Source organism: Streptomyces sp. NPDC014882 (assembly GCF_043081325.1).
Lineage (GTDB): Bacteria > Actinomycetota > Actinomycetes > Streptomycetales > Streptomycetaceae > Streptomyces.
The window spans coordinates 266,711-288,169 of the sequence record NZ_JBIBWL010000001.1; the positions used below are offsets into that span (position 1 = coordinate 266,711).

24 protein-coding genes are annotated in these 21,459 nt (G+C 71.8%); 8 read left to right on the forward strand and 16 right to left on the reverse strand.

Annotation, left to right across the window (positions count from 1 at the left end):
- Positions 1–8: 8 nt before the first annotated feature.
- The 3 genes from ACF09K_RS01120 to ACF09K_RS01130 form a co-directional block, all read right to left on the reverse strand.
- Positions 9–1,010 carry a methionine synthase gene (locus ACF09K_RS01120; protein WP_392240386.1) on the reverse strand — a complete coding sequence of 334 codons (1,002 nt, stop codon included), beginning with the start codon at positions 1,008–1,010 and terminating at the stop codon, positions 9–11.
- 71 nt (positions 1,011–1,081) lie between these two features.
- Entirely contained in the window at positions 1,082–1,780 is a 699-nt protein-coding gene (locus tag ACF09K_RS01125) for an SDR family oxidoreductase (RefSeq protein WP_392240387.1), read from the reverse strand.
- 146 nt (positions 1,781–1,926) lie between these two features.
- Positions 1,927–2,466 carry a TIGR00730 family Rossman fold protein gene (locus tag ACF09K_RS01130; RefSeq protein ID WP_392240388.1) on the reverse strand — a complete coding sequence of 180 codons (540 nt, stop codon included), beginning with the start codon at positions 2,464–2,466 and terminating at the stop codon, positions 1,927–1,929.
- A gap of 51 nt (positions 2,467–2,517) precedes the next feature.
- On the opposite strand from ACF09K_RS01130, the gene ACF09K_RS01135 reads away from it, so the two are divergent.
- Both ACF09K_RS01135 and ACF09K_RS01140 read left to right on the forward strand, forming a co-directional pair.
- Positions 2,518–2,841, forward strand: a complete 324-nt coding sequence (locus ACF09K_RS01135) for a DUF427 domain-containing protein (protein ID WP_392240389.1) — start codon at positions 2,518–2,520, stop codon at positions 2,839–2,841.
- 38 nt (positions 2,842–2,879) lie between these two features.
- Entirely contained in the window at positions 2,880–3,662 is a 783-nt protein-coding gene (locus ACF09K_RS01140; RefSeq protein ID WP_392240390.1) for an alpha/beta fold hydrolase, read from the forward strand.
- Positions 3,663–3,859: 197 nt separating this feature from the next.
- Here ACF09K_RS01140 and ACF09K_RS01145 read toward each other — a convergent pair whose 3' ends face one another.
- From ACF09K_RS01145 to ACF09K_RS01160, 4 genes are all read right to left on the reverse strand, one after another.
- Entirely contained in the window at positions 3,860–4,300 is a 441-nt protein-coding gene (locus tag ACF09K_RS01145) for a type II toxin-antitoxin system VapC family toxin (RefSeq protein ID WP_392240391.1), read from the reverse strand.
- Positions 4,297–4,575: a hypothetical protein gene (locus ACF09K_RS01150; protein ID WP_392240392.1), complete on the reverse strand. Its 279-nt coding sequence runs from the start codon at positions 4,573–4,575 to the stop codon at positions 4,297–4,299. Before ACF09K_RS01150 ends, ACF09K_RS01145 begins: the two co-directional genes overlap by 4 nt.
- A 448-nt stretch (positions 4,576–5,023) precedes the next feature.
- Positions 5,024–5,428, reverse strand: coding sequence for a hypothetical protein (locus tag ACF09K_RS01155; RefSeq protein WP_392240393.1), 405 nt, complete (start codon positions 5,426–5,428; stop codon positions 5,024–5,026).
- A gap of 146 nt (positions 5,429–5,574) precedes the next feature.
- A complete protein-coding gene (locus tag ACF09K_RS01160; protein ID WP_392240394.1) occupies positions 5,575–6,084 on the reverse strand; it encodes an ATP-binding protein in 510 nt (169 codons plus the stop codon).
- 308 nt (positions 6,085–6,392) lie between these two features.
- Here ACF09K_RS01160 and ACF09K_RS01165 point away from each other — a divergent pair, with 308 nt between their 5' ends.
- A complete protein-coding gene (locus ACF09K_RS01165; RefSeq protein WP_392240395.1) occupies positions 6,393–7,244 on the forward strand; it encodes a helix-turn-helix domain-containing protein in 852 nt (283 codons plus the stop codon).
- An 11-nt stretch (positions 7,245–7,255) separates the two neighbouring features.
- Entirely contained in the window at positions 7,256–7,444 is a 189-nt protein-coding gene (locus tag ACF09K_RS01170) for a DUF397 domain-containing protein (protein WP_392240396.1), read from the forward strand.
- Between the two features lie 65 nt (positions 7,445–7,509).
- On the opposite strand, the gene mnmA is transcribed toward ACF09K_RS01170, so the two are convergent.
- Entirely contained in the window at positions 7,510–8,634 is a 1,125-nt protein-coding gene (gene mnmA / locus ACF09K_RS01175) for a tRNA 2-thiouridine(34) synthase MnmA (RefSeq protein ID WP_392240397.1), read from the reverse strand.
- Between the two features lie 85 nt (positions 8,635–8,719).
- On the opposite strand from mnmA, the gene ACF09K_RS01180 reads away from it, so the two are divergent.
- On the forward strand, positions 8,720–9,451 hold the full coding sequence (locus tag ACF09K_RS01180; protein ID WP_392240398.1) for an N-acetylmuramoyl-L-alanine amidase: 732 nt from the start codon (positions 8,720–8,722) through the stop codon (positions 9,449–9,451).
- Between the two features lie 276 nt (positions 9,452–9,727).
- Here ACF09K_RS01180 and ACF09K_RS01185 read toward each other — a convergent pair whose 3' ends face one another.
- Positions 9,728–10,897: a cysteine desulfurase family protein gene (locus ACF09K_RS01185; RefSeq protein WP_392240399.1), complete on the reverse strand. Its 1,170-nt coding sequence runs from the start codon at positions 10,895–10,897 to the stop codon at positions 9,728–9,730.
- A 663-nt stretch (positions 10,898–11,560) separates the two neighbouring features.
- On the opposite strand from ACF09K_RS01185, the gene ACF09K_RS01190 reads away from it, so the two are divergent.
- Positions 11,561–13,306, forward strand: a complete 1,746-nt coding sequence (locus tag ACF09K_RS01190) for an alpha/beta hydrolase-fold protein (protein ID WP_392240400.1) — start codon at positions 11,561–11,563, stop codon at positions 13,304–13,306.
- Positions 13,307–13,454: 148 nt separating this feature from the next.
- Here the strand turns inward: ACF09K_RS01190 and ACF09K_RS01195 are convergent, their stop codons facing one another.
- Entirely contained in the window at positions 13,455–13,721 is a 267-nt protein-coding gene (locus ACF09K_RS01195) for a DUF4190 domain-containing protein (RefSeq protein ID WP_392240401.1), read from the reverse strand.
- Positions 13,722–13,738: 17 nt separating this feature from the next.
- Positions 13,739–13,903: a hypothetical protein gene (locus ACF09K_RS01200; RefSeq protein WP_363091835.1), complete on the reverse strand. Its 165-nt coding sequence runs from the start codon at positions 13,901–13,903 to the stop codon at positions 13,739–13,741.
- Between the two features lie 145 nt (positions 13,904–14,048).
- On the opposite strand from ACF09K_RS01200, the gene ACF09K_RS01205 reads away from it, so the two are divergent.
- A complete protein-coding gene (locus ACF09K_RS01205) occupies positions 14,049–14,696 on the forward strand; it encodes a TetR family transcriptional regulator (protein ID WP_392240402.1) in 648 nt (215 codons plus the stop codon).
- 251 nt (positions 14,697–14,947) lie between these two features.
- On the opposite strand, the gene ACF09K_RS01210 is transcribed toward ACF09K_RS01205, so the two are convergent.
- Positions 14,948–15,805, reverse strand: coding sequence for a thioesterase family protein (locus ACF09K_RS01210; RefSeq protein ID WP_392240403.1), 858 nt, complete (start codon positions 15,803–15,805; stop codon positions 14,948–14,950).
- A 143-nt stretch (positions 15,806–15,948) separates the two neighbouring features.
- On the opposite strand from ACF09K_RS01210, the gene ACF09K_RS01215 reads away from it, so the two are divergent.
- Positions 15,949–17,178 carry an alpha/beta hydrolase gene (locus tag ACF09K_RS01215; protein WP_392240404.1) on the forward strand — a complete coding sequence of 410 codons (1,230 nt, stop codon included), beginning with the start codon at positions 15,949–15,951 and terminating at the stop codon, positions 17,176–17,178.
- Here the strand turns inward: ACF09K_RS01215 and ACF09K_RS01220 are convergent.
- From ACF09K_RS01220 to ACF09K_RS01235, 4 genes are all read right to left on the reverse strand, one after another.
- Positions 17,087–17,743 (reverse strand): trimeric intracellular cation channel family protein, encoded by a 657-nt coding sequence (locus tag ACF09K_RS01220; RefSeq protein ID WP_392240405.1) that lies wholly within the window; start codon positions 17,741–17,743, stop codon positions 17,087–17,089. The two genes, ACF09K_RS01215 and ACF09K_RS01220, sit on opposite strands and share 92 nt — an antisense overlap.
- 64 nt (positions 17,744–17,807) lie before the next feature.
- A complete protein-coding gene (locus ACF09K_RS01225; RefSeq protein ID WP_392240406.1) occupies positions 17,808–19,307 on the reverse strand; it encodes an ABC transporter ATP-binding protein in 1,500 nt (499 codons plus the stop codon).
- Positions 19,304–20,401, reverse strand: a complete 1,098-nt coding sequence (locus tag ACF09K_RS01230) for an ABC transporter ATP-binding protein (RefSeq protein ID WP_392240407.1) — start codon at positions 20,399–20,401, stop codon at positions 19,304–19,306. The genes ACF09K_RS01225 and ACF09K_RS01230 overlap by 4 nt, the downstream gene beginning before the upstream one ends.
- Complete coding sequence (locus ACF09K_RS01235) at positions 20,398–21,396, reverse strand: ABC transporter permease (protein ID WP_392240408.1); 999 nt, start codon at positions 21,394–21,396, stop codon at positions 20,398–20,400. The genes ACF09K_RS01230 and ACF09K_RS01235 overlap by 4 nt, the downstream gene beginning before the upstream one ends.
- Positions 21,397–21,459: the final 63 nt, after the last annotated feature.

The following is a 21,459-nucleotide window of genomic DNA, read 5'->3' on the forward strand; positions in this document are numbered from 1 at the left end:
TCCTCCCGTTACTCTGGGTTGTCCGCGAGGGATCTCGCCGCCCGGACGCAGTGGGCGAGGGCCTGCCGCGCGTACGCGGGGGAGGCCCCCGCGAGGCCGCACGCCGGAGTGACCGTCACGGCCTCCGCGAGGAGGTCCGGTCGCAGTCCCAGCCTGCGCCACAGCGTCCTGACACCCATGACGCTACCGGCAGGGTCCGACAACGCGGTGTCCGTGCCCGGCACGACACCGACGAACAGCCGGGTACCCGCCTCCACCGCCTCGCCGATCGCCTCGTCGTCACGTTCGGTGAGGAGCGAGAAGTCGAACGAGACGGCCGCCGCACCGGCCCGGCGCAGCAGGGCGAACGGGACGTCCGGCGCGCACGAGTGCACCACGACGGGGCCGCCGCCGTGCACGTCCACGGTCTCGCGGAGCGTGGCCTCGACGACCTGGCGGTCCACGGCGCGGTACGTGCGGTAGCCGCTGGCGGACCGGACGCGGCCGCGCAGCACGGCGGTGAGGGAGGGCTCGTCGAGCTGGAGGACGACCTGGGCGCCCGGGACCCGGCGCCGCACCTCGGCGAGGTGCAGGCGCAGGCCCTCCGCGAGGGAGGCGGCGAGGTCGCGGCAGGCGCCGGGGTCGGAGAGGGCGGCCTCGCCGCCCCGCAGCTCCAGGGCGGCGGCGAGACTCCACGGGCCGACGGCCTGCACCTTCAGCTGCCCCTCGAAGCCCTGGGTGGCCTCCTCCAGGGCGTCGAGGTCCTCCCGCAGCCAGGACACCGCCCGCCGGGTGTCCCGGCCGGGCCGGTCGCCGAGGCGCCAGCCGCTGGGCTCCACGCGCGCGTACAGCTCGACGAGCATCCCGGCGGTGCGGCCGATCATGTCGGCGCCGGGGCCCCTGCCGGGCAGTTCGGCGAGGAAGGGGAGGTCCTCGAAGGACCCGGCGACCGTCCTGGCGGCCTCCCTGGCGTCACCGCCGGGCATCGAACCGATCCCCGTGGCGGGCCCGAACCTGAAGTGTGCGTTCACGGACGGAAGCCTACGTACTCCGGGTGCGCCCCCACACACCCCCGCGGCGGGGAGGCCCCGCCGCGCCCCCGCTACCGGCCCGGACGCACCGTCAGGTCGTTGACCTCCGCGTCCCGCGGCAGGTCGACCGCCATGAGGATCGTCGTCGCGACCGACTCGGGGTCGATCCACTCCCCGGGGTCGTAGGACTTCCCCTCCTGCTGGTGGACCTTGGCCTGCATGGGGCTGGCGGTGCGGCCGGGGTACACGGAGGTGACCCGCACCCCGTTGCCGTGCTCCTCGGCCCGCAGGGAGTCCGCCAGCGCCTTCAGCCCGTGCTTGGAGGCGGCGTAGGCCGACCAGTCGGCGCTCGCCCGCAGCCCCGCCCCGGAGTTGACGAACACCACGTGCCCGCGGGCCGTCCGCAGCTGCGGCAGGAAGTGCCGGGTCAGTTCGGCGGGGGCGATCAGGTTGACGTTGAGCTGGTGGCGCCACGCCTTGGGGGTCAGCTCGCCGACCGGCCCGAGGTCGACCACGCCGGCGACGTGCAGCAGTGAGTCCACCCGCTCCGGCAGCGACTGGTGGGAGAAGGCCCAGCTGAGCCGGTCGGGGTCCGCGAGGTCACCGACGAGCGTCCGCGCCCCCGGGAACTCGGCCGCCAGTTCCTTCGCCCGCCCCGCGTCCCGCGCGTGCAGCACGAGGTCGTCCCCGCGCGCGTGGAGCCGGCGGGCGACGGCCGCGCCGATGCCGGAGCCCGCCCCGGTGATCACATGAGTAGCCATGCCCGCCATGCTCGCACCACCGCAGGTCCGCCGGTCACCTCAGGTCCGCCGGTCGCCGTCGTCCGCCGGTACGCCGGTACGCAGGTCGCCGGTCCGTCGGTACGCCGGTCGCCGGTCGCCGGTCCGTCGGTCCGTCGGTCCGTCGGTCCGTCGGCTCAGGCGATGCCCCGGCTCTCCTCGAGGTAGGCGAGCGCCCCGACCGGCTCCTCCGCGAAGAACACCAGGTCCGTGAGGGGCCGGGGCAGGAACCCCTCGTCCTCCATGCGCCGGAACTGCTCCTTGAGGCCGTCGTAGAAGCCGGCGGTGTTCAGCAGGACGACGGGCATGTCGGTGTGGCCGTGCTTCTTCAGCTCCAGGATCTCGGTGGCCTCGTCCAGCGTCCCGGTGCCGCCCACCATGATCACCACCGCGTCGGCCTTCTCCAGGAGCAGCCGCTTGCGTTCGGCGAGGTCGTCCGCGATCACCATCTCGTCGGCGCCGGGCCGGGCCCTGGCCGCGAGGAAGCCCACGGAGACCCCGCAGAGCCGGCCGCCCGCCTCCTGCACGCCGTCGGCGACCACCTTCATCAGCCCGACGTCGGAGCCGCCCCACACGAGGGTGTGCCCGCCCTTGCCGAGCAGTTCGGCGAATTCACGGGCGGGTCCGGTGTAGCGGTCGTCGAGGTCGGCGGCGGAAAGGAAGACACAGATGCGCATGCCGCCACGGTACGCGGGAAGAATCGGCGGCCCGCGAGCGCTGTCCCCGGTATGGCCGACGGACACACGATCACGATCGAGCAGGGCACCCGGCACGTGCGGGTCGTCCACGGGGACCAGGTACTGGCCGAGACGGACCGGCCCCTGATCCTCAGGGAGACCGGCTGCCCGGTGCGCTACTACCTCCCCGCGGAGGACGTACGCCTGGACCTCCTCACCCCCTCCGACACCCACACCCACTGCCCGTTCAAGGGCACGGCGTCCTACTGGTCGCTGCCGGACGCGCCCGACCTCGCATGGGCGTACCCCGACCCGAAGCCGGACGTCGAACAGATCAGGGACCACCTGTGCTTCTACGAAGCGGAAGTGTCGTAGGCCGATAACTCCCCCGTCCTGGGGCAGTCTGCACAGGCATGGACAAGAAGACCCTTTCCCGTGACGGCACCTCCCTCGCGTACACCCGCGCCGGGCAGGGCCCCGCGGTCATCCTGGTGAGCGGGGCCATGTCGACGGGCGGCACGGTGGCACCCCTGGCCGGGCTCCTCGCCCGGCACCACACCGCCCTCTGGTACGACCGGCGGGGCCGCGGCGGGAGCGGCGACACGGCGCCGTACGCGGTGGAGCGCGAGGTCGAGGACCTGGCGGCGCTGATCGAGGCGGCGGGCGGGGAGGCGGCCCTGTACGGCGTCTCCTCGGGCGGCGCGCTGGCCCTGGAGGCGGCGGCCGCCGGGCTGCCGGTGAGCCGGGTGGCGGTGTACGAGGTGCCGTACACGGACTTCTCCGAGGGCGGCGCCGGGGAACACGCCGCCTACACCCGGAATCTGACGGAGGCACTGGAGCAGGACCGCCGCGGGGACGCGGTGGAACTGTTCCTGCGCCTGACGGGCCTCGCGGAGGAGATGATCCGGGGCGCCCGCCAGTCCCCGATGTGGCCCGCCATGGAGGCCATCGCCCCCACCCTGGCCTACGACGACGCCCTCCTGGGCGACGGCCTGGTCCCCCGCGAACGGCTCTCCTCGATCACCGTCCCGGTCCTGTCCCTGGCCGGCTCCGCCAGCCCGGCCTGGCTGCGCCGCGCCGCCGAGACGATCGCGGAGGCCGTGCCCGAGGGCACCTACCGCACCCTGGCGGACCAGACCCACATGGTGGACCCGAACGCGCTGGCGCCGGTGCTGGCCGAGTTCTTCGCGTCGTAGGATCGACGGTCACACGTGGCAGTCCACGCGCGGGTGGCGGCGCGGTCCTTCCCGTCACGTCACCCGCGCGCGTATCGGCTCCCCGGGGACCGGAATCGGTTGCCGTCATCGGCGGGACAGCGCCTCACGCTGCTCCACGCCACAGCTCCTGGCCGGACGGCTACGGCACCGGTGCCTCTGTGGCCCAGCAGCTTCCGTCAGGGTTGTACGTCCAGTGGCTGCTCACCCGATCGCCGTGGAGCGATGATCCGGTAGTGGTTGTCGAAGGACAGAATCGTGGGCCGCTGGAGCCGCCAGGCCAGACACGCGTTGACGGCATCGGTCAGGCCGATCGCCTGCCCCATGTAGTCACGCTGGATTTTCTCCGCCTCGCCGAGGAGCTTCCCGTCGACGACGGGGACGCGCGCGTAACCCGTCCCGACGAGGGCCCGCAAGCGGGATACGGCCTCTACGGCTTCCTTCTCCGAGGCCTGCTGGTGAAGGAGGTAGTCGAGCTCGGCAAGAACGAGGGGGGACAGGACGAGAATCCTGGCCACCCCGAAGGCATCGATTCCGTCCTGGTGCCGATCGTCGCGACGGTTGAAGGCGGCGAGCAGCACGCTGGTGTCGGCAACGGCGAGGTTGACGGGCTCGGTCACGTAGAGCTTCCACCCCGCAGGTATTCGCGGACGCGACTTGCCAGGTCGGGCGGCCCGTCGAAGATCCCCCACTCCTCGACCGCGTCACCGACGCTTCCCTCGGGGATGACGAGCTTCCCTGCGGCCCATTCGATGGCGAGCGCCTCGGGGGTTCGTCCGTCGAGGGCGGCAAGGTCGCGGAGGACGCCTGCCATCGCGCCCGAGACCGTGACATGAGCCTGGATCGGCTCAGGGTCCTGGGGTGGCAGGGCCTGGCTGTCTGCTGCCGAGATCATTGGATGCTCCTTCGGCTCCGGCTGTTCCGACTCTATATGCCAGAGGTCGAGGCAAATGATCCGAATCCGGCGGGTCCACACGACCAGGCCGAGACGCGTTCCCCGCCCTGAGCGCAAGAACACCGCTCCGGATCGTTCACCCCGTCAAGCGGCGAGCCCGGGCACGGAATCACTCCCGGACGACGGGCCTGGCGGGAGGGCGAGTTCGAACCAGCTCGTCTTGCCGGCGGGGCCGTACGGTCCCTCCCCCGTGCCACAGCCGCCCCGACGATCCGCACCCGTGTTATGCCTGTCCCGACCCGACCTTCACGCGGCGCCCCCGCTGCGCGAGTGTTCGCGGAGCGGGGAGGCCCGTGACCGTCCGGCAGCGGAGACCATCCCTGCGGGTGCGGGAGCAGTGACGACTCCGCCCCCTGTGGGGGTGCGCGGGATCATTTGGGGACGCCTGTCACAACAGGTCCGAGACCCCGCCCTTCCGCAGTAGCCATTCCCTGACCGAAGAAGCTTGGCCAAGGAGCCGTCTGACCTGCACCCCCTCTTCGCGCGAGGTCACCCTTGGTAGCGGGGTGAAGTCGTCGGGAATAACGTCCAGCAAGCTCAGCACGTGGCCTCCCTCCCGTGGAGCGATCAGCAGTTCGCACCGCAGGTGACGTGGAACGTCCGGGCGGTGGGACAGGCTGTGCCACAGGATCGGCCACAGGTAGTGGGTGCCGTCGGACGCCGCGTTCGCCTGCACCCACGCCGGATCCAACCGCTGGCTCAGGCCGAGGCCGCACGCCCGCTCCTCCAGCCTGAACAGCGAGGCCGAATCAATGACCTTCACCTCGCGAGGCAGCGGCTGGTCGAAGTCCATCACCCCATGCTGCCCAATAGCACCCCGCGTGGGGCAACCGACCCCAAAGAGTCGTTCCGCCAGGAGTTCTTAGCGCACGGCCTCGCCTGTCACTTGCCGTCGAGACGGATCGGATTCCATGCATAGGCTCTCGACGACTCCGGGGGTCAGGCCGCGAGGGTCGGCGGAAGTCCTGGGGTGAGGGCGAGTTCGAACCAGATCGTCTTGCCGACGGGGCCGTACGGTCCCTCCCCCGTGCCGCAGCCGCCCCAGCGGTCCGCGAGCAGGTCGAGGATCAGGAGACCTCGCCCTCCGTCGGCGCACGTCGGTACGACCGGGGACGAGACCATCGGCGGCAGGTCGGGGGCCATGTCCCAGACGCTGACACGGAGCACGGGGTCCAGCCAGTGCAGCCGGACGAACGCGGGCCCCTTGGTGTGCCGCACCGAGTTCGTCGCGAGTTCGGACGTCAACAGCTCCGCCCGCTCGACGAGTTCGGCGAGGCCGTGGGCGGTGAGGACGGCCCGGAGGGTGAGGCGGGCGATGCCGGGGGCGCGGGGATCGCAGGGGAAGTGGAGCTCGTAGCTCCAGGGGGCGGTGAAGGGGAGGGGCGCGGGGTGCGGAAGGGGTTCGGGGTCATCGGCGTGAGGGGTGAGGACTGTGGGGGGACGTGTCATGCGGCACCTCCGTTGGTGCGAGGTCGTGCGGTGAGTGCGCGGATGTGAGTCGCGCACGACGTGGCAGCGCGTTCCCCCTCCGTTCCCCGTGCGGTGTCTCTGCCGGGACGGCTGTCATCTTCCGGATGGACGGCGAGGCCCGGTGCGCTTCCGCCGAAGCGAGCATGAGGGAGTGGCCTGAGTCACAGGCTAACCACGTATTTAAAACGGGTGCTACCTCATTCACTAAAACGGATGAACTACAGGGTTTTCATGGACGCTGACTCGCCGAGATCGCCAAACTGTGCGTTCGAACGAGGAGTTGAGCTGTGGCCCCACGAAACGCACCCACAATTCGTCAGCGACGCTTCGGCGCTGAGCTTCGCCGGCTTCGTGACGCTGCCGGTATGTCCGCCCCTGTCGCCGCCGAGCGCCTGGGAGTGGACCGCACGATGATCTCCAACATCGAGTCGGGCCGCTTCGGCATCAGCGTGCAACGTCTACGCCGACTGGCAAGCATCTACGAGTGCGACGACAGCGCATTGATCGACGCCCTTGCCGACATGACGGGAGGACGCACAAGGGGCTGGTGGGACGATTATCGCGGCAAGATCCCGCCGGACTTTCTGGACGTGTCCGAGCTCGAGCACCACGCCACAGGCCTGCGCACTCTTCAGACCGCCCACATCCCCGGCCTGTTCCAGACCGAGGAGCACGCCCGCGCGCTGTTCGACCTCTTCGTCCCCGCGTTGCCACGGCTGGAGGTCGAACTGCGTGTGGCTCATCGCCTGGCACGGCATGACGTGGTGGCAGGCGACCTCGCCGTACCGTACGTGGGCTTGATCTACGAGGCCGCGCTTCACCTTCGGATCGGTGGGGACAAAGTGGCCAAGGCCCAGTTGAGGCATCTGCTGGAGGAGAGCGAACGCCCCAACGTCCGGCTGCTGGTGATTCCACTCGCGGCCGAAGGTTTTCCCATGGCCGGGGACGCGATGATGTACGCCGCTGCCGCGAACTCCCGTCTCGACACGGTCGAGGTGGACTCACCCATCGGTGCGGTCTTCTTCGACTCGCCGACTCAGCTGTCCAACTTCCGTCGACGGCTGGACTTGGTCGAACAGGTGGCGTTGAATCCGGATGAGTCGAGGAACCGCATCCTTGAGATTGCCAGAGAGCGGTAAGAGGTGCCCCGTTGACCAGGTTGAAGTGGATCAAGTCCTCGTACTCGGAGGCCTCGGGCAACGCCTGCGTCGAGATAGCCGCGCCGGGCCCCGAGAACATAGCCCTCCGGGAGAGCGAGAACCCGGCCCGTGTGCTGAACACGGACCGGGCTGTGCTGGGAGCGCTGGTGCGGGGTGTGAAGGCGGGGCTCGGAGGCTGAGTCGCGCCTGGGCGCGGCGGCTCCGGTCGCGGCTTCGCTCTCGGCGTTTCGTCGACGCGGGCCGGTCAGGCCACGCCCGCCCTCGCCCGTACCGTCGAGGCGATCGTCGCCGAGCCCACCACGCGGGTGCCGTCGTACAGGACGATCGCCTGGCCGGGGGCGACGCCGCGGACGGGCTCGGTGAAGGTGACCTCCAGGGTGCCGTCGACGAGTTCGGCCCTCACCTCGGTCTCGCCGCCGTGGGCGCGGAGCTGGGCCGTGTACGTGCCGGGGGCGGTGGGGGCGGTGCCGCACCAGCGGGGCTTGATCGCGGTGAGGGCGGTGACGTCGAGGGCGGCCGCGGGGCCGACCGTGACCGTGTTGTCCACGGGTGAGATGTCGAGGACGTAGCGCGGCTTGCCGTCGGGGGCCGGGGTGCCGATGCGCAGGCCCTTGCGCTGGCCGATGGTGAAGCCGTACGCGCCCTCGTGGGTGCCGATCCTGGCGCCGGTCTCGTCGACGATGTCGCCCTCCGCCTTGCCGAGGCGCTTGGCGAGGAAGCCCTGGGTGTCGCCGTCGGCGATGAAGCAGATGTCGTGGGAGTCGGGCTTCTTGGCGACCGCGAGTCCGCGGCGCTCGGCCTCCGCGCGGATCTCGTCCTTCGTCGTGACGGTGTCGCCGAGGGGGAACAGGGCGTGGGCGAGCTGCTTCTCGTCCAGGACGCCGAGGACGTACGACTGGTCCTTGGCCATGTCGGAGGCGCGGTGCAGCTCGCGGCTGCCGTCCTCGCGGACGATCACCTGGGCGTAGTGGCCGGTGCAGACGGCGTCGAAGCCGAGGGCCAGGGCCTTGTCCAGGAGCGCCGCGAACTTGATCTTCTCGTTGCAGCGCAGGCAGGGGTTGGGGGTGCGGCCGGCCTCGTACTCGGCGACGAAGTCCTCGACGACGTCCTCGCGGAAGCGGTCGGCGAGGTCCCAGACGTAGAACGGGATGCCGATGACGTCGGCGGCGCGGCGGGCGTCGCGGGAGTCCTCGATCGTGCAACAGCCCCGCGCGCCCGTGCGGAAGGACTGCGGGTTCGCGGAGAGTGCGAGGTGGACACCGGTGACGTCGTGGCCGGCTTCCGCGGCGCGGGCGGCGGCGACGGCGGAGTCCACTCCGCCGGACATGGCGGCGAGGACGCGGAGGGGGCGCGGCGAGGTCTCAGTCATAACCCCTCCAGGGTACGGGGCGCCGGGAACCGGGGCCCGCGCATATCCGTTGTGGATCTCGAGGGGCGAGGAAGGCGGGGCGAAGATGGGTGCGGAGTCGGGTTCGGGGACAGGCCCGGGGACGGGTTCGGGTGCGGAGGCGGGTGCCGGGGTGGGGTCGGGGGCGCGGAAGAAGGACGGGGACCGGCGGATCGGGCGGCGTGCGCTGCTGGTCGGCGGGGCGGCCGCCGCGGTGGGCACGGCCGTGCTGGCGCGGGACGAGCTGGCCAGACTGTGGTGGCGCATGCCGGGGGTGGAGAAGGCGCGGGTGCAGGGCGCGGTCGACTTCCGCGGCGCGCGGTGGCTGGCGGCCTCGACGGGCAACTTCCGCTGGGCGGACCGCCCTGACGACTACGACGTGGACATGATCGTCGTCCACGTCACCCAGGGCAGTCTGGCGAGCGCGGTGAAGGTCTTCCAGGACCCGGCCCACCGGGCGGCGGCCCACTACATCGTCGGCAAGGACGGCCGCGTCACGCAGATGATCCGCGAGCTGGACGTGGCGTTCCACGCGGGCAACCGCGCGTACAACGAGCGCAGTGTCGGCATAGAGCACGAGGGCTTCGTGGACCGCCCGCAGGACTTCACCGACGCGATGTACGCCGCCTCCGCGCGGCTGGCGGCCGGGATCTGCCGGCGGTACGGCATACCCGTCGACCGCGAGCACATCATCGGGCACGTGGAGGTGCCGGGGACGGACCACACCGACCCCGGTGAGCACTGGGACTGGGACCGCTACCTGCGGCTGGTGCGGGAGGCCCACGCGGCCACGGCGTGACCCCCGGTTGAGCGTGGCTCACGGTCGAGTGTGGCTCACGGACGGAGCGACTCGCGGGCGGAGCGACTCGCGGGCGGGACCGCTTACAGGCGGGCGCGGCTGCCCGGCCGGTGCGTCTGCCGGTCAAGGGTGCTTGCCGGTCGGGGGCGCCCGCCTGTCCGGTGCGGCCGCAGGTCGGGGCCGCCCCCCGGTCGGGTGGGGTCCCGGGGCGGGTGTGGCCCCGGGGCGAGTGTGGCCCCGGGGCGAGTGTGGCCCCGGGGCGAGTGAGCCCTTCGCTCAGGTGAGTCCCGCCGCGCGGGCCCGTTCCACGGCGGGTCCGATGGCCTTGGCGACCGCTTCGACGTCGGCCTCGGTGGAGGTGTGGCCGAGGGAGAAGCGCAGGGTGCCGCGGGCCAGGTCCGGGTCGGTGCCGGTGGCCAGCAGCACGTGGCTGGGCTGGGCGACGCCGGCGGTGCAGGCGGAGCCGGTGGAGCACTCGATGCCCTGGGCGTCCAGGAGCAGCAGCAGGGAGTCGCCCTCGCAGCCCGGGAAGGTGAAGTGGGCGTTGGCGGGGAGGCGGCCCCCCGGCGTCGGGTCGCCGCCGAGGACCGCGTCGGGGACGGCCTCACGGACGGCGGTGACCAGGGCGTCGCGCAGGGCGCCGACCTCGCGGGCGAACCACTCGCGCCGCTCGGCCGCGAGGAGGCCGGCGACCGCGAAGGAGGCGATCGCGGGGACGTCGAGGGTGCCGGAGCGGACCTGCCGTTCCTGGCCGCCGCCGTGCAGGACGGGCACGGGGGTGTGCTCGCGGCCCAGGAGGAGGGCGCCGATGCCGTAGGGGCCGCCGATCTTGTGGCCGGAGACGGTCATCGCGGCGAGGCCGGAGGCGGCGAAGTCGACGGGGACCTGACCGAAGGCCTGGACGGCGTCGGCGTGCAGGGGGACGCCGAACTCGGCGGCGACCAGGGCGAGTTCGCGGACCGGCATCACCGTGCCGATCTCGTTGTTCGCCCACATGACCGTGGCCAGGGCCACGTCGTCGGGATTGCGGGCGAGGGCCTCGCGCAGCGCTTCGGGGTGGACCCTGCCGTGGGCGTCGACGGGGAGGTACTCGACCGTCGCCCCCTCGTGCTCGCCCAGCCAGTGCACGGCGTCCAGGACGGCGTGGTGCTCGACGGGGCTGGCGAGGACGCGGGTGCGGGCGGGGTCGGCGTCGCGGCGGGACCAGTACAGGCCCTTGACCGCGAGGTTGTCGGCCTCGGTGCCGCCGGAGGTGAGGACGACCTCGCTGGGGCGGGCGCCGAGGGCTTCGGCGAGGGTCTCGCGGGCTTCCTCGACCGTACGGCGGGCCCGGCGGCCGGCCGCGTGCAGGGAGGAGGCGTTGCCGGTGACGCCCAGCTGGGCGACGAGTGCCTCTGCCGCCTCCGGAAGCATGGGCGTGGTTGCCGCGTGGTCGAGGTATGCCATGGTGAGCCGATTCTACGGGGCCCGGTGTGCGGAGCCTCGGCTGGTCACGGCTGTCTGCCGCGGGGGCACGCGGTTGCCTGCCGCAGGTGTGGGCAACCGCTTACTGCGGGTGCGCGCGGCCGCCTGCCACAGGTGTACGCGGACGCCTGCTGCGGGTGCGCGCGACCACCTGCCGCGGGTGTGCGCGGCGGGCAGTCGCCGGATCGGCCGACCCGACGGGCCGTGGGTCCTCTCGCGCCCCGGCGGCCTACGGGTCCGCATACGGCACGACGCGACTGTGGGTCCGCGTACGACCCGGCAGCCTGCGCCCCCGTACGGCACGACGGCCTGTGGCCCCGTACGGCACGACGGGCCTGACGCGCGGAGGCCTGCCGGCGGAGGTCCGCCGCCCGGAGACCCGGCCTGCGAGGGCCTGAGCTGCGCAGACCTGGCCCGCGGGCCGCCGCCCCCGACCGTGTCGAAACCATTGACATGATCGACACAGACTGCGATGTTGCATCCTCATCAGTTCTTGATGCTTTCTGTTCGAAGTCGGTCGGTTCTGTCGAGAATCACCGGGAGTCGCAGAACAGCGGGCTCAGGATCGGCAACTCCGCAGAACGGAGCACCTCGTTGCCCCGAAACCCCTTGGCGCGCGGCTCGCGCGGTTTCCGTGGTCTTGGTGTGGTGACCCTGGTGGCGGCCCTGGCCGGCGCACCGGCGGTCACGGGTTCCCCCGCCATGGCCCGGACCGGCGCGACCGGGACGTCGTGCGCCGCCCCGGCCTCCCCCGACTTCGGGTTCGACCTGACCGGCGGCGGCTGGCGCTTCCGCACGGGAGACGATCCCTCGTGGTCGGATCCGGCTCTCTCCGACAGTTCCTGGGACGGCTGGTCCGTCCCCGACAACTGGGGACAGACGGACCTGGCGTCGTACGACGGGTTCGCCTGGTACCGCAAGACCTTCACCCTCCCCGAGCGCCCCGAGGGCGTGACCGACGCCTCGGTGGTGGCCTCGCTCGGACGCGTCGACGACGCCGACCAGACCTTCCTGAACGGCGAGGAGATAGGCAGCACCGGCGCCTTCCCGCCGGCCTTCGACTCCGCCTGGGAGGTGCCCCGCACGTACTACCCGCCGGACGGGCTGCTGCACTGGGGCGGCACGAACGTGATCGCCGTGCGGGTCTACGACGGCACCGGCGGCGGCGGTTTCTACCAGGGTCCGGTCGGCCTGTACTCCAAGTCACGGCTGCGTGAACTGGCCGGGCTCACCACGACCCCGGCGAACGCCGCGCAGATCAAACACGCCTGCGCCGTGCTGGACGCCCAGCACCGGGCGGTGGAAGGCGGCCGGCTGTCCCGTTACGCCGCGACCCTGGACGACGGCTTCTTCCACCAGGGCGACACCCGGCGGCAGCGCCTCGACGAGGTGCGCGCGATGCTGCGCGGCGCCGGTCCGGTGACGCTGCGGGACCAGCAGGCCGAGGTCGTCGTGGACGGCCAGGGCCGTCTGGTCGTCGACACGATCCGCAGCTGGGTGGCGGCCGACGGAACCGTACTGACCCCGCCCACCCGGGAGTTCCTGTACATCGACCCGCGCCGCCCCAAGGAGCTGGGCGACCACGCCAGGTTCTTCCGGAACAGCTACCGGTCCGCGGCCATGGGCCGGCAGGTGGGCTTCAGCGTCTACCTCCCGCCCTCCTACACCCAAACCACGGCCCGCCGCTTCCCGACGGTGTTCATGCTGCACGGCTTCAACGGCAGCAACATCGAGTGGGAGGCCCGGGACATGGGCAAGGTCCTCGACCGGCTGTTCGCCGAGAAGGGCATGCGCGAGTCGGTGGTCGTCTTCCCCGACGGGGCCAGCGGATGGTGGACCGACTCCTCGGAGGGCAAGTACCGCACCATGGTCGCGCAGGAGCTGACACCGCTGGTCGACCGGACCTACCGCACCGTTCCCGATCGCGACCACCGTGGCCTCAGCGGGGTCTCGATGGGCGGTCACGGCGCGTTCACCCTGGGCCTGACGCGGCCCGACCTGTTCAGCTCGATCGCCAGTCACATGGGCGCGCTCAGCTTCCCGCCCCTGATCGGCACGCCCGAGGAGCGCGCGGCCAGTGCCGGGCAGCAGCCGATCAGGCTGGTCAACTCCATGACGTCCGCCCAGTTGAAGGAGCACACCTACTACTTCGACGGCGGTGACCAGGACGAGTACCGCTTCGGCCAGGCGGCCAGGGACATGGCCCAGGCCCTGTCCGCGAAGGGGATCTCCTACGACACCCAGAACGGCGACGGGCACCACGACGACGCGTACTGGATGCCCAAGCTGAACCGGTCCTTCGCCCTGCACAGCGCGCAGTTCGACGCCCACCCCTACCGCCAGCCGGCCGAGCCCCGGAAGCAGCACACGGACGGGTACACCTGGCCGTAAGCGGTCCGGCACCGAGGGCGCGGCCTCCCGCACCGGCGGTCCCCGCCACACCAGCGGTCCCCGCCACGCCGCAGCCACCGCACGCACCGATGCAGGTGCGTGCGGTGGCTGCGCGTACAGCCGGCCGCGCGGGAGGCCCGTCCGGACCCTAGAAGCTCCAGGAAACCGTCGAGTCCGCCTGCATGAAGAACGCCAGGACCAGGAGGTCGGCCACGCCCAGCGTGAGGCCCAGGGCGGCGCGGCCCCGGCGCTCCGTGCCCCGCCACAGGGCCACGGAGGCCAGGACGATGGCGATCGGGCCGAGGAAGACGTTGAGGACCAGGAGGCCGACGAGGCCCAGGATGAAGGACGCGACGGCCATGCCGTCGGTGTCCTGGGCGCCCGTGCGGCGCGTGGCCGGTGCGGTGAGCTGCATGTCGGTCGTTCCTTCCGTCAGCGGGTCGTGGTGCGGCGGCGGCCGTGGCGCTCGCGCAGCGCGAAGATGCCGAGCCAGGCGGCGATCACGGCGGCGGCGGCGAGGCTGAAGCCGAGCGGCGCGTGGGCCACGGTGCCCATGACGACGCCGAGCAGCAGAAGTGCGGCGACGAGGAACAGCATGGGATGGATCCCCCTCCGGGACGGTTGTCGCGTCCGTCTCTGGTCACGTTCCGGTGAACAGTTGTAGTTACACTTGTTCACTGACTACCCAGCCTAGCGCGCCTCGTGCTTGGCAATTACAGAGAACAGTTGTTAACTGGATGACATGAGTCACACCCTCGGCATCCGGCAGGCCCAGAAGCAGAAGACCCGGCAGGCACTCCTGGACGCCGCGCTGGGGCTGCTGGAGGACCAGAGCCTGAGCAGCCTCGGCCTGCGCGAGGTCACCCGCGCCGTCGGCGTCGCCCCGACCGCCTTCTACCGGCACTTCCGCTCCATCGCGGACCTGGGTGTGGCCCTGGTCGAGGAGGCGCTGGGCAGTCTGCACGCCATGATCGGGTCCACGGTGACCGCGGCCGACTCCAGCGACGAACGCATCGCACGGGCCGTCGACCTGATCGCCCGTCACGTCCACGCGTACCCCGCACACGTCCGGTTCATCGCCCGGGAGCGGCACGGCGGTGTCCAGCCGGTCCGGGAGGCGATCCGGGAGCAGCTCGGCCGCTTCGCCGAGGAGGTGTGCGCGGAGCTGGCCAAGGACCCCGCGGCCGAGGGGTGGAGCGAGGACGATCTGCTGATGCTCTCGCACCTCTACGTCGACCAGATGATCGTCACCGGCTCGCTCTTCCTGGAGGCGCGGGAGGCCCGGGAGTCCGGCAGGGCCCCGGACGGGGACCTGGACCGGGTCGTCCGGCTCGCGACCCGTCAGATGCGTCTCATCAGCATCGGCCGCCGGCACTGGCTCGACTCCTGAGACGGCGGGACGCACGGGGCTCGGGCGGGGCGGCGGAAACCGGCGGGGCGGCAGCGGGGAGAAGACGTACCGGCGTCGTCGGCGCACGCGTCATGAGAGACAGCTCCAGAAAGGACGAGGAAGGCCTGAGACCGCCACTCGACCAACGGCGTTCAGGCCTTCCTCGGGAACCTCTCTGTCCGTCTCCTGTCAATCGGGCAGAGCCCGGCTCAGGACGTTCACCCCGGGTCCGTGATCGACCGGGAGCGCCGTCACGCGAGGCGCACGCGCGCCAGCTGCCGCGACTGCGCCACCAACCGGCCCTCGCTGTCCCAGACCTCGCCGTCCTCCTCCAGGAACCCGCCCGCGAGGTTGCGGGTGGTGAGGGAGACGCGGACGGGGCCGGGGGCGGGACGGCAGCGGACGTGGACGGTCAGCTCGATCGTCGGGACCCATCCGGCGATGCCGAGGTCGAAGGCGGTGGGCGGCAGGGCGTCCACCGCGAGCAGCAGGGAGAGCGGGTCGGCGTCCCGGCCGTCGGCGAGCCCGAACCAGGCCCGCATCTCACCCCTGCCGGAGGGCTGTCCGAGCGCCCAGCCGACGGTCGAGGGGTCGAGCTTGAGCATCAGCCGCTCGGCGATGGGCTGCTGGTCGGCGCCGGGGGCGGGGACGGGCCCGTCCTCGGGGCCGAAGCACTGGCCGATCGGGGGGAAGGCGGGCGGCTCGGCGGAGGTGCGGACGTCGTCGGGGAGGTCGCCGAGGTCGCCGTAGGAGGCGAGGACGCGGATCCGTTCGACTTCGCGGCCCTCCTCGTCGTACTGGAAGAGGGAGGCCTGGCCGGTGGAGAGGGTGCGGCCGGCACGGACCGTCTCGGTGCGGACGACCGCCGGGCCCGGGCGGGAGGCGCTCAGGTAGTGGGCGGTGACCGTGAACGGGTCGCCGTGCGGCAGCGCGTCGGCGAGCGCGCGGCCGAGCACGGCGAGCAGGTAACCGCCGTTGACGGCGCCGAAGATGGTCCAGCCGGCCGAGAGTTCCGTGTCGTACACGCCGGGCTCGCGGAGGGTGACGGCGGTGTCCCGGTCGAACTCGCTGTCGCCGAGGGCGGCGGGGGCGATGGCTGCTTCAGACATGCGTGAACGGTACAACAGCGAAATACTAAGCGGTAGCTTTCCCCCGGTGTCCGTCCCGCTCCCGGACGCCGGGCGGGCGGTTTCCCGGCAAGTGTCCGCACTCGTCCGTAAACCTCGGAGCGCCGTTTCCCCTCTCCACAGACATGAGCCTGACCGGGACCCCGTTCCTCACCACCCTGATCGCGCTGTCCGTCGTCGCTCTCGCCGTGCCGCTGCTGCTGTGGTCGCGGCTGCCCGGACCCCCGGTCCTGCGGGTCGCGGCGCGGACGCTGATGCTGCTGTTCGCCCAGGGCACGGCCGTCGCGCTGGTCTTCACGCTGGTCAACAACGCCAACAACCTCTACGACGACTGGGCCGACCTGCTCGGCACCGGCAGCTACGTGCAGCGGGCCGCCGACCTCGGCCCCGACGGCACCGGCGGCACCGCCGTGGAGCGGCTGCCCCGGGTCCGGCAGACGTTCGCCCGGGCCGACGGGCCCGGCATGCGGGCGGCGGGCGGGGTGCGCGTCACCGAACTGCGGGGCCGCGTCTCCGGCGTGGACGCCGAGGTCTACGTGTGGCTGCCCCCGCAGTACGACGACCCCGCCCACCGGCACCGCACGTTCCCCGTCGTGGAGCTGCTGCCGGGGTACCCGGGGTCGCCGAAGTCGTGGTTCGGGGCGCTGGGCGTGCACGAGCAGCTGCTGCCGCTGATGCGGGAGGGCGAGGTGGCGCCGTTCATCCTGGTCGCGCCGCGCACCACCCTGCTGCCCGGCGTGGACACGGGCTGCGCCAACGTGCCCGGCACGGTCAACGCCGACTCCTGGCTGAGCGTGGACGTGCCGAAGATGGTGCGGGACAACTTCCGCGCCGATCCCGCCCCGCGGGGCTGGGCGGTCGCCGGCTACTCGGCGGGGGCGCACTGCGCGGCCAAGCTGGCCGTCGCCCACCCCGACCGCTACCGGGCGGCGGTCAGCCTGTCCGGCTACAACGACCCGATCGGCGAGCGCACCTCGCTCACCGCGCAGGATCCGGCCCTGCGCCGGGCGAACGACCCCCTCCTGCTGCTGCGCGGGGCCGCCGCCCCGCCCCCGGTCGCCCTCTACGTCTCCGGCCAGCCGCACGACGGCTACGAGGCGGGCCTGGCGCTGCGGCGGGCGGCCGAGGCCCCGACGGCCGTGCACGTCGTGTACGTCCCGAAGAGCGCGGGCGGTCACAACATGGCGCTGTGGCGGCCGCAGGCGGTGCCCGCCTTCCGCTGGCTGACGGTGCAGCTCGGCCGGCGGGACGCGGCCGGCGGCACTACTCCTCCCGCACCGTCGAGCGACGGTTCCACGCACGCGGCGCCCGCCAGTGGAACCGCATCGCGAGCAGCCGCAGGACGAAGGCCGTGAGCGCGGCCGTCCCGCTGGCGGCCGGGGTGAGGACGCCGTAGTGGAGGCAGACCGCCACCATGGTGGCGCCGACGACCGCCGGGACCGCGTAGAGGTCGCGGTCCCAGCGCAGCAGGGAGGGCACCTCGTTGGCGAGGACGTCGCGCAGCACGCCGCCGCCGACGGCGGTGGCCAGCCCGAGGGCGGCGGACGCGGTGAGGCCGAGGCCGTGGTCGTACGCCTTCACGGTGCCCGAGACGCAGAACAGGCCGAGGCCGGCCGCGTCGAAGACGTTCACGCCGGACTGGATGCGCTCCACGTGCGGGTGCAGGAAGAAGACGAGGAGGGCGGCGAGCAGCGGGGTGAGGAAGTAGCCCAGGTCCGTGAAGGCGGCGGGCGGCACCGCCCCGATGATCACGTCCCGGAAGATGCCGCCGCCCAGCGCGGTCACCTCGGCGAGCACGGCGATGCCGAAGACGTCGAAGTTCTTGCGCACGGCCAGCAGCGCGCCCGAGATCGCGAAGACGAAGATGCCGATCAGGTCGAGCGTGTGCTGGACGGATGGGCTGAAGAGTTGCTGGAGCACCCTACTATTCTCACCCAGCACAGAGCCCCTGCCTTACATTGCAAGGCAGGGGCTCGTGTGCTGCTTACTTCTCCTTGGCAGGAGGCTCCTCTTCGGAGGCAGCGGCCTGGGGGGCGGCGGCCTCGGGAGCGTCCGGCTCGGGAGACTCCGTGACCTCAGCCGTCTCCGGCGTCTCCGGCGCATCGGAGGACTCCGCGGCCACAGGGGCCTCGGGGACCTCGGTAGCCGAGGCCTTCGCCTCCGCCGCGGCCTTCGCCTCGGCGGCGACCTCAGCCACGGCCTCCGCCTCCGCCGCGGCCTCGGCCTCGGCCTCCGCGTCCGCCGCGGCCTTCGCCTCGGCGGCGACCTCCGCCGCGGCCTCGGCCACGGCTTCCGCCTCGGCCTCCGCCGCCACGGCCGCCGACGTCAGGGCCGACTCCGCGAGCACCTCGTCGGCCACCAGCTCCGCCGCCTCCTTCGCGGCGGTCAGCAGGACGGTGTCCTGCGGAGCCTGGTCCGCGAAGTTCTCCGGGTGGTGGCAGGCGACCTGCTGGCCGGGCCGCAGCTCGACGAGCTTGGGCTCGACGGTCTTGCAGATCTCCGTCGCCTTCCAGCACCGGGTGTGGAACCGGCAGCCGGTGGGCGGGGAGATCGGCGAGGGCACGTCGCCCTTGAGCAGGATGCGCTCGCTCTTGGCGTTCTTGCGGCTCGGGTCCGGGATCGGCACCGCCGACATGAGCGCCTTGGTGTACGGGTGCATCGGCGTCTTGTACAGCAGGTCGCGGTCCGCCAGCTCGACGATCTTGCCGAGGTACATCACCGCGATCCGGTCCGAGACGTGCCGGACGACCGAGAGGTCGTGCGCGATGATCACGTACGTCAGCCCCAGCTCCTGCTGGAGGTCGTCGAGCAGGTTCACCACCTGGGCCTGGATCGACACGTCGAGCGCCGAGACCGGCTCGTCCGCCACGACCAGCTTCGGGTTCAGCGCGAGCGCGCGGGCGATGCCGATGCGCTGGCGCTGACCGCCGGAGAACTCGTGCGGGTAGCGGTTGTAGTGCTCGGGGTTGAGACCCACGACCGACAGCAGCCGCTGCACTTCCTTCTTGATGCCGCCCTCGGGCGTGACGCCCTGGAGCTTGAAGGGAGCGCCGACGATCGTGCCGATGGTGTGGCGCGGGTTCAGCGACGAGTACGGGTCCTGGAAGATCATCTGCACGTCGCGGCGCAGCGGGCGCATGCCGCCGACGCCGAGGTGCGTGATGTCCTTGCCCTCGAACTCGATCGTGCCGCCGGTCGGTTCGAGCAGCCGGGTGATCAGCCGGCCCATCGTCGACTTGCCGCAGCCGGACTCGCCCACCACGCCGAGGGTCTCGCCGGAGCGGACCTCGAAGTCCAGGCCGTCCACCGCGTGCACGGCGCCGACCTGCCGCTGGAGCAGGCCCTTCTTGATCGGGAAGTGCTTCTGCAGCCCGGTCACCTTCAGCAGGACCTCGCCGGGGGCGGCGTCCTTGGTGAGGGTGGCGGCGCCGCTCGGCTCGCCGTCGGTCTGCGCGGGGATGCTCACCGCTTTCTCGTCACTCACAGCTTCGGCGCAATCTCTTCGGTCCAGATACGCTCCCGCTGCTCCTTGCCCAGGTGGCAGGCGGCCCAGTGCCGGCTGCCGACCTCGGCCAGCTCCGGGCGGACCGTGCGGGTGACGTTGTCCTTCGGGAGGTCCGCGTACGGGCAGCGCGGGTTGAAGGCGCAGCCGGACGGGACGTTGATCAGGGAGGGCGGGGAGCCCTTGACCGGGATCAGGCGCTCCTGCTGGTCGCGGTCGAGTCGCGGCATCGAGCCCAGCAGGCCCCAGGTGTAGGGGTGGCGGGGCTCGTAGAACACCTTCTCGGCCGGGCCGCGCTCGACGCACCGGCCGCCGTACATCACCAGGAGGTCGTCGGCCAGCTCGGCGACGACGCCCAGGTCGTGGGTGATGACGATGACCGCGGAGCCGAACTCCTTCTGCAGGTCGCGGATCAGGTCGAGGATCTGCGCCTGGACGGTGACGTCCAGGGCGGTCGTCGGCTCGTCCGCGATGAGCAGCTCGGGGTTGTTCACCAGCGACATCGCGATCATCGCGCGCTGGCGCATGCCGCCGGAGAACTCGTGCGGGTAGTTGTCCACCCGCTTGTCCGGCTGCGGGATGCCGACCCGGTCGAGCATCTCGACCGCGCGGCGCCTGGCGGTCTTCTTGTCCACCTTGTGGTGGATGCGGTACGCCTCCACGATCTGCTGGCCGATCGTGTAGTACGGGTGCAGCGCCGACAGCGGGTCCTGGAAGATCATCGCCATGTGCCGGCCGCGCAGCTTGCGCACGTGGTCGGGGTCGGCGGAGAGCAGCTCGGTGCCGTCCAGCCAGATCTCGCCGGAGATCTGGGCCTTGCGCTTGCCGTACTGGCCGGCGGTGTGCAGGCCCATGATGCCCAGCGAGGTCACCGACTTGCCGGAGCCCGACTCGCCGACGATGCCGAGGGTCTTGCCCTTCTCCAGCTGGAAGCTGAGCCCGTCGACGGACTTGACCAGGCCGTCGTCGGTCGGGAAGTGCACCTTCAGGTCGCGCACTTCGAGGAAGGCGCTCGGCGCGGGCGAGGCGGCGGTGGGTTCGCCCACGGCCGCTCCGCTCTTGCTGAGGTCGGTCATGCGAGCCTCACTCGGGGGTCGATCACGGCGTACAGGATGTCCACCACGAGGTTGGCGACGAGCACCGCGAGGGAAGTGATCAGGGTGACGCCCAGGATGACGGGCAGGTCCTGGTTCTTGATGGCGTTGAGGACCGCCTGGCCGAGGCCGGGCAGGTTGAACGCCGTCTCGGTCAGGATCGCGCCGCCGATGAGGGCGCCGAGGTCCATGCCCAGCATGGTGAGCAGCGGCGTCATCGTGGAGCGCATGGCGTGCTTGCCGATGACGACCTGCTCCTTGAGGCCCTTGGCGCGGGCGGTGCGGATGTAGTCCTCACCGAGGATCTCCAGCATGGTGGCCCTGGTGATGCGCGCGTACATCGCCGCGTACAGGAACGCCAGGGTGACCCACGGCAGGATCATTCCGCCGAACCAGCCGGAGAAGCTCTCGTCCAGCGGGACGAACTGGCCGTCGAACAGGTCCAGTCCGTAGACGAAGATCGACAGCGCGACCATGCCGGTGAAGTAGATGGGGAGGGAGACGCCCGACAGCGCGATGACCATCGCGCCGCGGTCCCACAGGCTGCCCCGCTTGAGCGCGGAGAGCACACCCGCCGAGACGCCGAGGATCAGCCACAGCACGGCGGCGCCGAGCGCGAGGGCCAGCGTCACCGGGAAGCGGTCCGTCAGCACCGGCCAGACGGCCTGCTCACTGCGGAAGGAGTAGCCGAAGCACGGCGCGGCGCAGTTGATGGAGTCGCCGCCGCCCGTGTAGGTGCGTCCGGCGAAGATCCCCTTGAAGAACTCCCAGACCTGGGCGTAGATCGGGTCGCCCAGACCCAGCTTCTCGCGCACACCCTCGACCGCGGCCGGGTCGGCCTGCTTGCCCACGAAGCTCAAGGCGATGTCGACGCCGGCCCACTTGGGGATGAGGAAGAAGATGCCGAAGACCACCATGACGATGACCACAAGCATCACTGCGGCGGCGAACAACCGCCTGATGAGGTAAGCGAGCACAGCTCTCGGCCCGCCGCGGACCGCGGGCCACCGGAGGTCTTCCGGTGGCCCGCGCTCACGCTG